The following is a 16,013-nucleotide window of genomic DNA, read 5'->3' on the forward strand; positions in this document are numbered from 1 at the left end:
CCTGGTGGCGTGGCAGATCCCGCGACCTATCGCCCCGCACCGGGCACCATTCCCGTCGAACCCGGCGTCTACAAATTCCGGGATTCCTACGGGCAGGTGATCTATGTCGGTAAGGCCAAGAGTCTGCGCAGCCGCCTGAATTCCTACTTCGCCGATGTGTCGTCGCTGCATCCGCGCACCCGGCAGATGGTGACCACCGCCGCGAGCGTCGAGTGGACGGTGGTCTCCACCGAGGTCGAGGCGTTGCAGCTGGAGTACAACTGGATCAAGGAATTCGATCCGCGCTTCAACGTGCGCTACCGCGACGACAAGACCTACCCCATGCTCGCGGTGAGTATGAACGAGGAATATCCGCGGGTGTTCGTCTATCGGGGTGCTCGCAAGAAGGGTGTGCGGTATTTCGGGCCGTACGCCCACGCCTGGGCCATTCGCGAGACGGTGGATCTGCTGTTGCGGGTGTTCCCGGTGCGGACGTGTTCGGCCGGAGTGTTCAAGCGGCACAGGCAGATCGGGCGTCCGTGCCTGCTCGGTTACATCGACAAATGTTCGGCGCCCTGCATCGGCCGGGTCGACGCCGACGAACACCGCCGCATCGCCGAGGACTTCTGCGACTTCCTGTCCGGCCGCACCGATCGCATGGTGCGGGAACTGGAACGCCGAATGCAATCGGCCGCAACGGATCTGGACTTCGAGACCGCCGCGCGGCTGCGCGACGACGTCGCCGCTCTCAAGCGCGCGCTGGAGAAGCAGGCGGTCGTCCTCGGTACCGGCACCGACGCGGACGTGATCGCCTTCGCCTCCGACGCACTCGAGGTCGCGGTGCAGATCTTCCACGTGCGCGACGGGCGGGTGCGCGGCCAGCGCGGCTGGGTCGTCGACAAATCGGGTGACGCGGTGGATCTGAACTGGGCCGGTACCGAAGACGCCGCGGGCGCCGCGCCGATCGACGAGGGCGGCCGGGGGCCGAGCGAACTGGCCGCCCTGGTGGAACAGTTCGTCACCCAGTTCTACGGCGAACAGGCCGCGTTCGCCGAGCACACCGAGACCGAAACCCCCGCCACCGCGGTCCCGCGCGAGGTCCTGGTGCCGGAACTGCCCGGCGATCCGGAGCAGGTGCAGGGCTGGCTGTCCGGGCTGCGCGGTTCGGCCGTGGCGCTGCGGGTGCCGCAGCGCGGTGACAAGAAGGCGCTGATGGAGACCGTGCAGCGCAATGCGCAGGAGGCGCTGGCCCAGCACAAACTCAAGCGCGCCGGTGATCTGACCGCGAGATCGGCCGCGCTGCAAGGTATTCAGGACGCGCTCGATCTCGACAGCGCGCCCCTGCGCATCGAATGTGTCGACATCAGCCACGTGCAGGGCACCGATGTCGTCGCCTCGCTGGTGGTGTTCGAGGACGGCCTGCCGCGCAAATCGGAATACCGCCACTACACGATCAAGGAGGCCGCGGGTGAGGGCCGCTCCGACGACGTGGCCAGCATCGCGGAGGTCACCCGGCGGCGGTTCTATCGGTTGCGCAAGGAACTGGACGAGATGAGTGCGGCGGCGAAGGCGGAGGCCGGAACGACGGACCTGGCCGGCGCCGCGGCGATCGCCACCGCCGAGGCGGAGCCCGCGGATCTGCCGCCCGGAATCGACCCGGCCACCGGGCGTCCGCGCAAATTCTCCTATCCGCCGAACCTGTACGTCGTCGACGGCGGCGCCCCGCAGGTGGCGGCCGCGGCCGAGGTGCTCGATGAACTCGGCATCACCGACGTCGCGGTGATCGGGCTGGCCAAGCGCCTGGAGGAGGTGTGGGTGCCGGGCGAATCCGATCCGGTGATCATGCCGCGCACCAGCGAATCGCTGTTCCTGCTGCAGCGCGTGCGCGATGAGGCGCACCGGTTCGCCATCGCCTTCCATCGTAGTAAGCGTTCCCGCCGGATGACCGCCTCGGCCCTGGATTCGGTGCGGGGGCTGGGTGAGGCGCGGCGCACCGCGCTGGTGACCCACTTCGGCTCGGTGGCCAAACTCAAGCAGGCTACGGTGGAGGAAATCACGGAGGTGCCCGGTATCGGGGTGGCGACGGCCAAGGCCGTGCTCGCGGCACTCAACTCCGAATGACGTCTCGGTCACGGCTCGGTTTCGCCGGCGCTGCGCGCACGGTCGCGGCCGGTGGGGGCGGGCAGGATGATCGAATGGCAGCCACGGACGGAACCCGATAGGACATGACGAGCGTCGAATCGAACCCCAACGCGAGTACCGGCCTCCGGCCGCGGCCCGATACGCATCCGGTCGAGGTGGTCATCGTCACCGGCCTGTCCGGTGCCGGGCGCGGTACCGCGGCCCGAGTCCTCGAAGATCTCGGCTGGTACGTCGCGGACAATCTGCCGCCGGAACTGATCGGCCGGCTCATCGAGCTCGGCGCCGCCGCTGATCCGCCGATCACCAAACTGGCGCTGGTCATGGATGTGCGCAGCCGCTTCTTCACCGGCGATCTGTCCGGGGTGACCGATCAGCTGCGGGCCAACGGCGTCGGCACCCGCCTGTTGTTTCTCGAGGCCTCCGACGATGTGCTGATCCGGCGCTTCGGCTTCGCCCGCCGTCGTCACCCGCTGCAGAGCGAGAGCGCTGACGGCACGCTGTCCGCCGGGATCGCCGCGGAACGCCGGGCCCTGTCGAAGGTCAAGACCGCCGCCGATCTGGTGATCGACACGACCGCGCTGTCGGTCCACCAGTTGCACCGCAAATTGGAGGAGGCCTACGGCGGCGGCGCGCCCGCGGCCCTGCAGGTGACGATCCAATCGTTCGGATTCAAATACGGCGTTCCGCTGGACGCGGACATGGTTTTCGACGTGCGATTTCTGCCGAATCCGCATTGGATTCCGGAATTGCGGGAACATACCGGGCAGGATGCCGTGGTCAGTGAGTACGTACTGTCACGGCCCGGCGCCGACGACTATGTGAATACCTGCCGCCATCTGGTCGACCTGACCACCAGCGGCTACCGCCAGGAGGGTAAGCGATATATGACCGTGGCAGTGGGCTGTACCGGTGGTAAGCACCGCAGCGTGGCGATCGCCGAGGAGCTGGGTGAACTGCTGGGCCGGCCCGACAGTGCCTCGACCGATGTCGTCCGCGTGGTCCACCGGGATCTGGGGCGCGAATGACCGACGCGGACCATCGTGACGACACCTCCCCCTCGGAAAAACCTGGCGATCCGGCCGATCCCACGCTGGTCGCCCTGGGCGGCGGACACGGTCTCTACGCCACGCTGACCGCCGCCCGCCGGATCACCGAGCGCATCACCGCTGTCGTCACCGTCGCAGACGACGGCGGATCGTCCGGACGTTTGCGTTCCGAACTCGGCATGCTGCCGCCGGGCGACCTGCGGATGGCGCTGGCCGCCCTGGCCGAGGACCCCGACGGGATCTGGGCGCGCACGGCCCAGCATCGCTTCGGTGGCACGGGAGCGCTGGCCGGGCATTCGGTCGGCAACCTCGTGCTGGCCGGGCTGGCCGAGGTGCTCGGCGACCCGGTCGCGGCGCTCGACGAGATGGCCGCGATCCTGCGCTGTACCGGCCGCGTGCTGCCGATGTCCCCGACCGCGCTGACCATCGAGGCCGACGTCTCCGGGCTGGAAGCCGATCCGCGGGTGAGCCGGTGTATCCGAGGTCAGGTCGCGGTGGCCACCACGCCGGGCAAGGTGCGCCGGGTCCGGCTGATCCCGTCCGATCCGCCGGCCAGTCCGGAGGCCACCTCGGCGATCGAGCACGCCGATGTGGTGGTCCTGGGTCCCGGATCCTGGTTCACCAGCGTCATTCCGCACATGCTCGTGCCGGATCTGCGGGAGGCGCTGATGCATACTCGCGCGGTAAAAGTGCTGGTCCTGAACCTGGCGGCGGAGCCCGGAGAGACGGCGGGATTCTCCGCCGAACGGCATCTGCATGTATTGTCCCAGCACGCACCGGATTTCGCTGTCGATGATGTGCTGGTGGACTCCGGCTCCGTACCCGAGGGTAGGGAGCGCGAACATGTGGCAAGAGCTGCCGAACAGCTGCGTGCACGAGTAACCTTCGCTGATGTCGCCGAGGCGGGGACGGACCGGCACCACCCTGGAAAGCTAGCCGCCGCACTGGATCAGGTGATCCGCCAACCTCGGCCGGAATTGGCAGGGCTTCGAGTCGAAGGACGGCATCCGGTCCAGCAGGTGCGGTCCGTGTTGGGTGGAAAGGAGCGGGTCTCGTGGCGATGACAGCCGAGGTGAAAGACGAGTTGAGCCGTCTGTCCGTCTCGCAGGTGAGTGCACGCAAGGCGGAACTGTCGGCCCTACTCCGGTTCGCCGGTGGCCTGCACATCGTCGGCGGTCGGGTGATCGTCGAGGCCGAGGTCGATATGGGCTCGATCGCGCGGCGACTACGGCGCGAGATCTTCGAGCTCTACGGCTACGGATCGGATGTGCACGTGCTGGGCGCGGGTGGTCTGCGTAAGACCTCCCGATATGTCGTGCGCGTGTCGAAGGAGGGCGAGGCGCTGGCCCGCCAGACCGGATTGCTCGATGTGCGCGGCCGTCCGGTGCGTGGTCTGCCCGCCCAGGTCGTCGGCGGCAGCATCGGCGATTCGGAGGCGGCCTGGCGCGGTGCCTTCCTGGCCCACGGTTCGCTGACCGAGCCCGGGCGTTCCTCGGCGCTCGAGGTGAGCTGCCCCGGCCCCGAGGCGGCACTGGCCCTGGTCGGCGCGGCCCGTCGGATGGGTATCTCGGCCAAGGCCCGCGAGGTGCGCGGCACCGATCGGGTCGTGGTGCGCGACGGGGAGGCCATCGGCGCGCTGCTGACCCGGATGGGCGCCCAGGACACGCGCCTGACCTGGGAGGAACGCCGGATGCGGCGGGAGGTCCGCGCGACGGCGAACCGTCTCGCCAACTTCGACGACGCCAATCTGCGCCGCTCGGCCCGGGCCGCGGTCGCCGCCGCGGCTCGTGTGGAGCGCGCCCTGGAGATCCTCGGCGAGGACGTGCCCGATCATCTGGCCGCCGCGGGACGGCTGCGTGTGCAGCACCGCCAGGCCTCCCTGGAGGAGCTCGGCCAGCTGGCCGATCCGCCGATGACCAAGGACGCCGTCGCCGGGCGCATTCGCCGGTTGTTGTCGATGGCCGACCGCCGCGCCAAGGACTTGGGCATTCCCGACACCGAGTCGGCCGTCACGGCCGAACTTCTCGAAGACGCGTGAGCGGCGACGGTCCCGGGCCGCGGATATCGGCCCGGGACCGTCGCCGCGAAACTCCTTGTGCCGCACGAGCGATGGTTTGTCCACAGGTTCGTGGTTGTCCACACCTGCGATCGTGACGCCGTCGCGAGCGAGCGCGGTGCGATAGGCTTTCGCTACCGAACCTACCGGCATCGAATCGGGTGATCCGGGGCAGGTGAAAAGCCTGGCAGATGGGTATCCCCGCCGCGAGTGGGCAGGGCCGGCGGCCGCGGCCGCGATGGTTCGGTGCGATCGGCGCGAAGACACGCTCACCGGCGCAGCGTCGGGCCGGTGAGGTCGCGGCAGGGGCGTGTCCGTGATGTTATGGCCGGGCATTAGGGTGGTCTGGCATCGGAATGAATCCGCTTGAAAGCTGAGGAGCGATAACGTGACTGTCCGGGTAGGCATCAACGGCTTCGGTCGTATCGGACGTAACTTCTTCCGGGCGGTGGAGGCGCAGAAAGCGCTCGGCACCACCGATATCGAGATCGTCGCGGTCAACGACCTCACCGACAACGCGACCCTGGCCACGCTGCTGAAGTACGACTCGATCCTGGGCCGGCTGCCGGAGGACGTCTCGCTCGACGGCGACGACACCATCGTGGTCGGCGACCAGCGGATCAAGGCTCTGGCCATCAAGGAGGGCCCGTCCGCACTGCCGTGGGGCGATCTGGGTGTCGACGTGGTCGTCGAGTCGACCGGCATCTTCACCGACGCCACCAAGGCCAAGGGGCACCTGGCCGCCGGCGCCAAGAAGGTCATCATCTCCGCGCCCGCCAAGGGTGAGGATCTGACCGTGGTCATGGGTGTCAACGACAGCCAGTACGACGGCAGCCAGAACATCATCTCCAACGCGTCGTGCACCACCAACTGCCTCGGCCCGCTGGCCAAGGTCCTCAACGACGAATTCGGCATCGAGCGTGGCCTGATGACCACGATCCACGCCTACACGCAGGACCAGAACCTGCAGGACGGCCCGCACAGCGACCTGCGCCGCGCCCGCGCCGCCGCCCTGAACATCGTGCCCACCGGCACCGGCGCCGCCAAGGCCATCGGCCTGGTGCTTCCGGAGCTGCAGGGCAAGCTGGACGGCTACGCGCTGCGCGTGCCGGTGCCGACCGGTTCGGTCACCGACCTGACCGCGACGCTGCGCAAGTCGGCGAGAATCGACGAGATCAACGCCGCCTACAAGGCCGCCGCCGAGGGTCCGCTGAAGGGCATCCTGAAGTACAACGTCGACCCGATCGTCTCCAGCGACATCGTGACCGACCCGCACTCCTCGATCTACGACGCGCCGCTGACCAAGGTCATCGACGACCAGGTCAAGGTCGTGTCGTGGTACGACAACGAGTGGGGATACTCCAACCGCCTCGCCGACTTGATCGGCCTCGTCGGCAAGTCGCTGTAAACCCATGGCAGTCAAGACCCTTCAGGATCTCCTTGCCGAGGGCGTGGAGGGGCGGGGCGTGCTCGTGCGCTCCGACCTCAACGTGCCCCTCGACAACGGCGTGATCACCGATCCGGGCCGGATCATCGCCTCGGTGCCCACGATCAAGACGCTGGCCGAGGCCGGCGCCAAGGTCGTCGTCACCGCCCATCTGGGCCGCCCCAAGGGCGAACCCGACCCGAAGCTCTCGCTGGCCCCGGTGGCCGCGAAGCTGAGCGAGGAGCTGGGCCGCAACGTGCAGCTCGCCGGTGATGTGGTGGGCCAGGACGCGCTCGCGCGGTCCGAGGGCCTCACCGACGGTGATGTGCTGCTGCTGGAGAACATCCGCTTCGATGCGCGCGAGACCAGCAAGGACGACGCCCAGCGTCAGAAGCTGGCTCGGGCGCTGGTGGAGCTGGTCGGCGACGACGGTGCGTTCGTCTCCGACGGCTTCGGGGTGGTGCACCGCAAGCAGGCCTCCGTCTACGACGTGGCCGAACTGCTGCCGCACTACGCGGGCACGCTGGTCGCCGCGGAGGTCGACGTCCTGCGCAAGCTCACCACCGACACCGAGCGCCCGTACGCGGTCGTGCTCGGTGGTTCCAAGGTGTCGGACAAGCTCGCCGTGATCGAGGCGCTGGCCCCCAAGGTCGACACCCTCGTCATCGGTGGCGGTATGTGCTTCACCTTCCTTGCCGCCCAAGGTCTTTCGGTCGGCTCCTCGCTGCTGCAGGAGGAGATGATCGATACCTGCAAGGAGTTGCTGGAGCGTTTCGCCGACGTCATCCACCTGCCGGTGGACATCGTGGCCGCGGACAAGTTCGCCGCGGACGCGGAGTCGAAGACTGTGGCCGCCAACGAGATTCCCGAGGGCTGGATGGGGCTGGACATCGGGCCCGAGTCGGCCAAGCGGTTCGCCGCCCTGCTGACCGAGGCTCGGACGGTGTTCTGGAACGGCCCGATGGGTGTGTTCGAGTTCGAGGCCTTCGCCGCGGGGACGCGCGCGGTGGCCGAGGCGCTGGTGAGCGCGACCGGTAAGGGTGCGTTCACCGTGGTCGGCGGTGGCGATTCGGCCGCGGCCGTGCGCACGCTCGGCCTGCCGGAGGACGGGTTCTCCCACATCTCCACCGGCGGCGGCGCCTCGCTGGAATACCTGGAGGGCAAACAGCTTCCGGGTATCAGCGTGCTCGAGGACGGGGAGGGCTGATCATGGCACGCAAACCGTTGATCGCCGGCAACTGGAAGATGAACCTCAACCACCTCGAGGCCATCGCCCTGGTGCAGAAGATCGCATTCGCCCTGCCGGACAAGTACTTCGACAAGGTCGACGTCACGGTCATCCCGCCGTTCACCGACATCCGCAGTATCCAGACCCTCATCGAGGGCGACCGGCTGCGGATCACCTTCGGTGCCCAGGACGTGTCGGTGCACGAATCCGGTGCCTACACCGGTGAGATCAGTGCGGCCATGCTGGCGAAGCTGTCGTGCAGCTACGTCGTGGTCGGCCACTCGGAGCGGCGGCAGTACCACAACGAGGACGACGCCACGGTGCTGGCGAAGGCCAAGAAGGTGCTGCAGTACGACATGACTCCGATCGTCTGCATCGGCGAGGGGCTGGGTGTGCGCGAGGCGCAGACCCACGTGCAGTACAACCTCGAGCAGTTGCGGGGTTCGCTCAAGGGGCTGACGCCGGAGCAGATCGCGAAGGTCGTCATCGCCTACGAGCCGGTCTGGGCGATCGGCACCGGTCGCGTCGCCACCCCGGCCGACGCGCAGGAGGTGTGCGGTGCGCTGCGCGCCGAACTGGCCGAACTGGCGGGCCAGGAGGTCGCGGCGGGTGTGCGCATCCTCTACGGCGGGTCGGTGAACGCCAAGAACGTCGGCGAGCTCATCGCGGCCGCCGATATCGACGGCGCGCTCGTCGGTGGTGCTTCGCTGAAGGGTGACGAGTTCGCGACCCTGTCGGCGATCGCCGCGGGCGGTCCGCTGCCCTGATCGCTGCGGGCGGGAAACCGCCTGCGGCGCATGACGATTCGGCCCCGGTTCCGCGGAACCGGGGCCGATGTCGTGGAGGGAGCGGATCAGGGTTTGCGTGCCACCGCGCCGAGCATCGATACCGCCTCCGGCCGAGGATGGGCCCGGTGGGATTCGGTGGGCCAGTTGATGATCGATCCGATCCCGGGTTCGATGAGTTCGAGTCCGGTGAAGAATCGGCTGAACTCGGCGGTCGAGCGCAGCCGGAAGGGGATACCGCTGCGCTTGTTGGCCTGTTCGCTGTCGGCGAGGTCCTCCTCGGACAGGTGATCGCTGGTGGCATGCGACATCACCAGATAACTACCGGGCGCCAGTGCGTCGACCCACTGCCGCACCATGTCGTAGGGGCGATCGTCGTCGGTGAAGAAATGCACCACCGCGAGCATCATCAGAGCCACCGGTTGTGACAGATCCAGCGTGGCGATCAGGTCCGGGTGGGTGAGGATGCGCTCGCGGTCGCGCGCGTCGGCTTCCAGATACGCGGTCGCGCCCTCGGGTGCGCTGTCGAGCAGGCTGCGGGCGTGCAGGGCCACGATCGGATCGTTGTCTACGTAGACGATGCGGGATTCGGGTGCGGCGGCCTGGGCGATCTCGTGCACATTGCCGGCGGTCGGCAGGCCGGCGCCGAGATCCAGGAATTGCCGGATGCCGACCTCGGCCGACAGATAACCGACCACTCGGTGCAGGAATGCCCGATTCTCCAGCGCGGAGATCTGCACGCTGGGGAAGGCCTCGGCCACCGCTTCGGCGGAGGCGCGGTCGGCCTCGAAATTGTCCTTGCCACCGAGCCAGTAGTCGTAGCGCCGGGCGGGATGCGGGGTGGTGACATCGATACCGGGCGGCGCCACCGGATCCGTATGCGGGCGGTGTGCTCCGGTCACTGGTTCCATGACACCTCTTCCTTCCGTCGACGGCGACGAACCATTATCGACTACTGTCATCCTGTCAGCTCGGATGGCGAACCGGCGCGGCCCCTGCCGTGCGGCTGGGGAGGTCGAAGATGTCAGTGCAATTCAGTCCGTACGATTTCGGCATTCACGACGATCCGTATCCGGTCTACGCAGAATTACGGGAGCAGGCGCCGGTGTTCCGCAACGGCGACGACGACTTCTGGGCGCTGTCGCGTTACGCCGATGTTCTTGCCGCACTGCGTGATTCGGATCGCTTCTCGAGCGCCAACGGGCTGCGGATGGAACCGGCCTTCTGGGGTCCGCAGGCCGAGCAGTTCTTCTCCTTCGTGGCGATGGATCCGCCGAAACACACGCGCGTGCGCGGTTTGGTCACGCGCGCGTTCACCGCGCGCCGGGTGCAGGCGCTGGCGCCGCGACTGCGTGAGATCGCCACCGACCTCCTGGAGCCGCTGCTGGACCGCGGCAGTTTCGACCTGATGACCGACTTCGCAGGTCCGTACCCGACCGAGGTCATTTCCGAACTGGTCGGCGTGCCGCGCGCGGACCGCGATCTGGTGCGCAAACTCGGCATGGAGATCATGTACACCGAGGAGGAGTCGACCGATCTGCGGCCGGAGGCGATGCAGGCGATCGGCGCCCTGGTCGGCTACTACACCGAACTGACCATCGAACGCAGCAAGCACCGCACCGACGACCTGCTGTCCGGACTGCTCGACGCGGCCGACGGGGACGACCGGCTCACTCCCGAGGAAATCGTGGGTGTGCTGATCCTGCTGGTGGGCGCGGGTATCGAGACGAGCATGCTCACCCTGGGCAATCTCTGGTACGCCGGGTGGGCGCATCCGGACCAGCGGGTCGCGGCGCTGGGGCGCGTCGACGACTGGATCGCCGAGGGCATGCGCTACGACCCGGCGACCCAGTCGCAGTTGCGTACCACCACCGAAGCCGTCGAACTGCACGGCGTCACGATTCCGGCGGGGGCGCGGATGCTGTTGCTGACCGGTTCGGCGAACCGTGATCCCGAGGTCTTCGACCGGCCCGACGTCTTCGATCTCGATCGCGACACCTCCGATGCGCTGGTCTTCGGCAGCGGCCGCCACCACTGCCTGGGCTCGAATCTGGGCCTGCTCGAGTTGCGGACCGCGCTCGGGGAGATCACCTCCCGCATCACCGATTACGACGTCGATCCGGCCGGGCTGCGGCGCGTCCACTCCTCGAACAATCGCGGTTTCGCCGCGCTGCCGACAACGGTCACGCTGCGCTGAGCATTCGTATGCCGGGGCGGGTGCGGCCGGTCTTCGGCGCACCCGCCCCGCGTGCGTCAAACCTGGGAGCGCGGGCCCGATTCCAGCAACCGATGCGCCGCGTCCTCGATCGCCGCTTCGCTCAGCAGCACCAGTTCGGCGGCCGGGCCGAGCGGGACGAAACTGTCGGCGCTGGTGACGCGGGCGAGACGGCCGTCGAAACCGCCGTCGAGCAGTGCGGTGCACACCGATTCCGATACCCCGCCGCTGCGACGGGTCTCGTCGGCGACGAGTACGGCGCCGGTGGCGCGGGCGTGGTGCAGCAGATCGTCGACGGGAAGCGGTGTGAGCCAGCGCAGGTCGAGCACGCGCGCGTGAATGCCGTTGTCCGCCAGGCGTCGTGCCACGCGCAGGCTCATCGGCACGCCGTTGGCGAAGCTGACGATCGTGAGATCGGTACCGTCGCCGTGGATTCGGGCGCGGTTGAGCGATGCCGGATCGTCGGCGGGCATGGCGAGCCAGCCGGCGTCACCGGGGCGGTGCAGGTCTCGGGTGTGGTACAGGGCGATCGGTTCGAGGTAGAGACATACCCGGCCCTCGCCGCGAGCGACCTCGACGCACCGCCGCAGCATCGCGGCCGCGTCGTCGGCCCGGGCCGGCGCGGCGACGACCACTCCGGGGATATCACGCAGCGCCGCAACGGAATTGTCGTTGTGGAAATGTCCGCCGAAGCCGCGCTGATAGGCGAACGAGGCGATCCGCACCACCATCGGATTGTGGTACTGCCCCGCGGAGAAGTACGACAGGGTCGCCGCCTCACCCCGGATCTGGTCCAGCGCATTGTGCACGTAGGCCAGATATTGGATTTCCGGAATCGGTACGAATCCGGCGAGTCCGGCGCCCAGCGCGGTGCCGAGCACGCTCTGCTCGTCGAGCAGGGTGTCGAACACTCGCCGCGCCCCGAACTCGCGCTGCAATCCCTTGGTCACCCCGTAGACGCCGCCTTTGCGACCGACGTCCTCGCCGAAGACCAGCACATCGGGCTGATCGGCGAGCAGCGACGCGAGGGTGTGGTTGATCGACTGTGCGAGCGTCATCGGCCCGGGTCGCCCGGCTGCCTGTCCCGGTGCTGCCTGCGAGCGCCCCGGCGGACGGGGCTGACCGTCGGTCGAGGAGTGAATGGAATCCACCGGTGTCGCCCGGGAGCCGGAATCGCCGGGTGCCCTGCGAGGCCCCGCTTCGGAGGCGGGCGCGGATGCGGCCGGCGTCTGTCGTTCACCTCCGAATATCAGGGGCGCCTGGATCGCCGTGGCCGAGTCCAGATGCGGTTCCCCGGTCACCCGGGCCGCCGTCGCCGCCACTCGGGCGCCGATCGCGTCGTAGTGGGCGAGAACCTCCTCGGCGGTCGCCGCGCCGATCTCGACGAGGAGCCGGGCCGTGGCGGCCACCGGGTCGCGGCGGCGGTCGGCCTCGATATCCTCCGGCCGCCGATACGCCGACTCCACATCGGATCCGGCGTGTCCGAGCAATCGCACAGTGCGCAGCCGCAGGAGGGCGGGCCGGCGCCGCGCGCGCACGGATTCCCCGGCGGCGGAGGCCACCGACAGGGCCTGCCGCAGATCGGAACCGTCGGCGTCGAAATACCGCAGACCCGATCGTGACGCGAAGGCCGATTCGATCCAGTCCGGGGGAGTGGGCACGCTGATGCCGAGCCCGTTGTCCTCGCAGACGAACAGCAGCGGCATCGGAATACCTTGATGCGCGGTATGGATCGCGGCGTTGATCGCACCGATCGCGGTGGAGTGGTTGGCCGAGGCGTCCCCGAATGTGCACAGCACCACCGCATCTCGCGGCCACGGCGTTTCCCGGCCCAGCCCCCGTGCCCGATCGAGGGCGAACGCCAGACCCATCGCCCGCGGGAGATGGGAGGCGATGGTGGAGGTCTGCGGTATCACCGACGCGGGCGCGCTGCCGAACACCTTGTGCCGCCCGCCCGAGATCGGATCCGCGGCCGCCGCGACGACACCCAGCAGCACGTCACGAATCGGATCCAGTCCCGGGACCTGCCGGCAGCGATGCACGAAGAACGCGCCCGACCGGTAGTGCAGCAGCGCCGGATCGGTGCTGCGCAATGCCTGCGCCAGCACCACATTGCCCTCGTGCCCGCTGGAACCGATGCTGTAGAACCCACGTTTCGCCACACCGAGCCGCCGCGCCGCGATATCCAGATGCCGGCTCGTGGCCTGGGCGTCGAACAACTCCAGGCATGTCCCCACGGTGATCGGACTGCCGCTGCCGATCGGATCGGTGGCGGCGCGGCGCGGTCCCGGCCGCACCTCTCGCAGGGAAATACGCAACCATTCGTCGAGAAGCTCTTCCGGGCCCGCTGTCACCCCTCCATCATGTCGCCTGTGACCGCCCGCGCACCGGATTCGGCGCGCGGGCGGTCACAGGAACCTGCCGATATGTTCACTCGGCTGCTACAGCAGGCGAACCGATCGTCGGCTGAGGGTGCCTACCGCTGCTCGGCCGGGCGATGGGGACGTTCGGTATGCCCCGTGTGGCCCGCCAGGAGCTTCGCGAACGGCGTCACCTCGCCGACGTGATTGCCCGACTGCCGGGCCCGGGTCGGTTCCGGGAGGAAGCCGTCCACGCCGGTCGGTACCGCGACCACGAGGGTGGCGAATTCGGCCGCGGCGCGGTGGATCCGCTCGCCGAGTCCGGCCGATCCGAAATCCTCGGTCGCGGCGAACACGCCGGTCGGGACGACGACGGCGCGCAGATAGGTGAACAGCGGCCGCATCGCATGCTCGAGCACCAGCGCGTGCCGGGCGGTTCCGGCCGTGGCGGCGACGAGCACCGGCATGGCGTTGAGCGCCTCGGTGTCGAGCACGTCGATGAACATCTTGAACAACCCGGAGTAGCTCGCGGCGAACACCGGGGTGACGGCGATGAGACCGTCCGCCGCGGAGACCTTCTCCCGCGCTGCCGCCACCGCGGGGGTCGGCAGACCGCCGGACACCATCGTGGCGGCGAGATCGCTTGCCAGATCTCGCAATTCGATGACCTCGATGTCGACGGCCTCACCGCGGGCGCCGACGGCCGAGGCCACCGCATCGGCGAGCTGATCGGCGAGCAGACGGGTACTCGACGGCTGCGACAACCCGGCGGTGAGTACGACAACGGTGTGCGACATGGGTTTTCGTCCCTCGTTCGATGCGGTGGATGAGTACGGCGGTCCGATGGTTATGACGGGATGAATCAGGCCTGCTCGGTGGTGGCCAGCAGGCGCTCACGCGCCGGCTCGACCAGATGGTGCGGCGCCTCCGGACCGGCGGCCACCAGCGACGCGTGGGTCGGCGGATCGCTGGGAACGTGTGCGGGACGGCGTGATTCGAATTCCTTGCGCAGCACCGGCACCACTTCGCGGCCGAGGATCTCGACCTGTTCCAGGGCGACGTCGATCGGCAGGCCGGCGTGGTCGATCAGGAACAGCTGGCGCTGGTAGTCACCGGCGTAGTCGGCGAAGCCGAGGGTGCGCTCGATGACCTGCTCGGGAGTACCGACGGTCAGGGGCGTCATCTCGGTGAAGTCCTCCAGCGACGGACCGTGCCCGTAGACGGGCGCGTTGTCGAAGTACGGCCGGAAGAACTTCTTGGCCGCCGCCTCGGTCTCGGCCATGAAGACCTGCCCGCCCAGACCGACGATCGCCTGGTCGGCCGAGCCGTGACCGTAGTGCTCGAACCGCTGCCGGTACAGCTGCACCATCTCCTGGGTGTGCTCCTTGTTCCAGAAGATGTTGTTGTGGAAGAAGCCGTCGCCGTAATAGGCGGCCTGCTCGGCGATCTCCGGCGACCGGATCGAGCCGTGCCACACGAACGGCGGCGTGCCGTCCAGCGGCGCGGGAGTGGCGGTGAATCCCTGCAGCGGCGTGCGGAACTGACCCTGCCAGTCGACCACCGGTTCGCGCCAGAGCCGGCGCAGCAGGTGATAGTTCTCGATCGCGAGCTCGACGCCCTTGCGGATGTCCTTGCCGAACCACGGGTAGACCGGGCCGGTGTTGCCGCGGCCCATCATCAGATCGACCCGTCCGCCGGACAGATGCTGCAGCATCGCGTAGTCCTCGGCGATCTTCACCGGGTCGTTGGTGGTGATGAGAGTGGTCGAGGTGGACAACTGCAGTTTCTCGGTGCGCGCCGCGACCCAGCCGAGCATGGTGGTCGGCGAGGACGGTACGAACGGCGGATTGTGGTGCTCACCGGTGGCGAACACGTCCAGCCCGACCTCCTCGGCCTTCAGGGCCAGGCGCATCATCGCGTCGATGCGTTCGCCCTCGGTGGGCGCGATTCCGGTGGTCGGATCGACGGTGACGTCGCCGACGGTGAAGATGCCGAACTGCATGGCCGCCTCCTGAGGTCTGATCAAAAGTTCAATCACCTGAACGAGAGCAGGTGCCCCAGTATTCCTTGACATGTCCACTATCGGAAAAACGGCCGCTGCGCAGCAGTTTGTCTCACTGATTCAATCAATGATTGAAGCCTGTTCTGTGTCGTGGTTCACTAACCGCATGGGCGAGAAGGTGGTGGCGGGTACCCGGGCCAAACTGCTGGCGGCCGCGGAGCGGTTACTGCTGACCGAGCGCTACGAGGACGTCTCGGTGCGGGCGATCTGCGTGGCCGCGGGCGCCAATCCGGCCGCGGTGCACTACCACTTCGGTTCCAAGGAGGCGCTGATCGCCGCCCTGATCGAGGATCGGCTCGGACCGCTGTGGGCCGAGGGTCTGGCAGCGGCCACGGCCACCGCGCCCAGCTCGGTCCCGGCGGTGGTGGATGCGGTGCTCGCGCCGTTCGTCGACCTCGCCGCCGACCCGATGGGCCGGTTGCATCTGCGGCTGCTGGCCGGATTGATCCTGCGCCGGCGGCCGATGTCCTGGCAGCACCAGTGGTTCCGGATGGAGTCGTGGTCGCAACTGCTGCCGGAGCTCACCACCGGCGAGGCACGCCGGCGCTGGCAGCTGGCCTTCGACCTGATCATCATGCGCTTCGGCAGCACCGAGGACTACGACATCGCGCCGTCCTCGGTGGCGACGCTGCGCGAATTCGTCATCGCCGGGTTGAGCGCGCCGCCGCCCGTGCCCGCCGCCACCGCTTCACAATCCGCCGTACAGGAGTAGTA

The 16,013-nt window shown here is 68.3% G+C and carries 13 protein-coding genes; 9 read left to right on the top strand and 4 right to left on the bottom strand.

The window, feature by feature from the left end:
- The first annotated feature begins 9 nt into the window (after positions 1-9).
- From uvrC to tpiA, 7 genes are all read left to right on the top strand, one after another.
- Positions 10-2,100, top strand: a complete 2,091-nt coding sequence (uvrC, locus tag IRT45_RS06835) for an excinuclease ABC subunit UvrC (protein ID WP_194805025.1) — start codon at positions 10-12, stop codon at positions 2,098-2,100.
- A gap of 104 nt (positions 2,101-2,204) precedes the next feature.
- Positions 2,205-3,146 (top strand): RNase adapter RapZ, encoded by a 942-nt coding sequence (gene rapZ, locus IRT45_RS06840; RefSeq protein ID WP_194805026.1) that lies wholly within the window; start codon positions 2,205-2,207, stop codon positions 3,144-3,146.
- Entirely contained in the window at positions 3,143-4,231 is a 1,089-nt protein-coding gene (gene yvcK / locus IRT45_RS06845; protein ID WP_194805027.1) for a uridine diphosphate-N-acetylglucosamine-binding protein YvcK, read from the top strand. The genes rapZ and yvcK overlap by 4 nt, the downstream gene beginning before the upstream one ends.
- Positions 4,222-5,205 (top strand): DNA-binding protein WhiA, encoded by a 984-nt coding sequence (gene whiA, locus IRT45_RS06850; protein WP_036502574.1) that lies wholly within the window; start codon positions 4,222-4,224, stop codon positions 5,203-5,205. Before yvcK ends, whiA begins: the two co-directional genes overlap by 10 nt.
- A gap of 406 nt (positions 5,206-5,611) precedes the next feature.
- Entirely contained in the window at positions 5,612-6,631 is a 1,020-nt protein-coding gene (gap, locus tag IRT45_RS06855) for a type I glyceraldehyde-3-phosphate dehydrogenase (protein ID WP_194805028.1), read from the top strand.
- 4 nt (positions 6,632-6,635) lie between these two features.
- Positions 6,636-7,856, top strand: coding sequence for a phosphoglycerate kinase (locus IRT45_RS06860; RefSeq protein ID WP_194805029.1), 1,221 nt, complete (start codon positions 6,636-6,638; stop codon positions 7,854-7,856).
- A gap of 2 nt (positions 7,857-7,858) precedes the next feature.
- Entirely contained in the window at positions 7,859-8,644 is a 786-nt protein-coding gene (gene tpiA, locus IRT45_RS06865) for a triose-phosphate isomerase (RefSeq protein ID WP_030514034.1), read from the top strand.
- Between the two features lie 86 nt (positions 8,645-8,730).
- On the opposite strand, the gene IRT45_RS06870 is transcribed toward tpiA, so the two are convergent.
- Positions 8,731-9,573, bottom strand: coding sequence for an SAM-dependent methyltransferase (locus IRT45_RS06870; RefSeq protein ID WP_194805030.1), 843 nt, complete (start codon positions 9,571-9,573; stop codon positions 8,731-8,733).
- A gap of 110 nt (positions 9,574-9,683) precedes the next feature.
- Here IRT45_RS06870 and IRT45_RS06875 point away from each other — a divergent pair, with 110 nt between their 5' ends.
- Complete coding sequence (locus tag IRT45_RS06875) at positions 9,684-10,859, top strand: cytochrome P450 (protein ID WP_194805031.1); 1,176 nt, start codon at positions 9,684-9,686, stop codon at positions 10,857-10,859.
- Between the two features lie 56 nt (positions 10,860-10,915).
- On the opposite strand, the gene IRT45_RS06880 is transcribed toward IRT45_RS06875, so the two are convergent.
- From IRT45_RS06880 to IRT45_RS06890, 3 genes are all read right to left on the bottom strand, one after another.
- The gene (locus IRT45_RS06880; RefSeq protein ID WP_375540064.1) at positions 10,916-13,231 is read right to left on the bottom strand and encodes a thiamine pyrophosphate-dependent enzyme; all 2,316 of its coding nucleotides are present in this window, start codon (positions 13,229-13,231) and stop codon (positions 10,916-10,918) included.
- 122 nt (positions 13,232-13,353) lie between these two features.
- Positions 13,354-14,034 carry an FMN reductase gene (locus tag IRT45_RS06885; RefSeq protein ID WP_039778921.1) on the bottom strand — a complete coding sequence of 227 codons (681 nt, stop codon included), beginning with the start codon at positions 14,032-14,034 and terminating at the stop codon, positions 13,354-13,356.
- 65 nt (positions 14,035-14,099) lie between these two features.
- Positions 14,100-15,239, bottom strand: a complete 1,140-nt coding sequence (locus IRT45_RS06890; protein ID WP_194805032.1) for an LLM class flavin-dependent oxidoreductase — start codon at positions 15,237-15,239, stop codon at positions 14,100-14,102.
- Between the two features lie 166 nt (positions 15,240-15,405).
- Here IRT45_RS06890 and IRT45_RS06895 point away from each other — a divergent pair, with 166 nt between their 5' ends.
- A complete protein-coding gene (locus IRT45_RS06895) occupies positions 15,406-16,011 on the top strand; it encodes a TetR/AcrR family transcriptional regulator (protein ID WP_194805033.1) in 606 nt (201 codons plus the stop codon).
- Positions 16,012-16,013: the final 2 nt, after the last annotated feature.

This window comes from Nocardia sp. BSTN01 (assembly GCF_015354405.1).
Lineage (GTDB): Bacteria > Actinomycetota > Actinomycetes > Mycobacteriales > Mycobacteriaceae > Nocardia.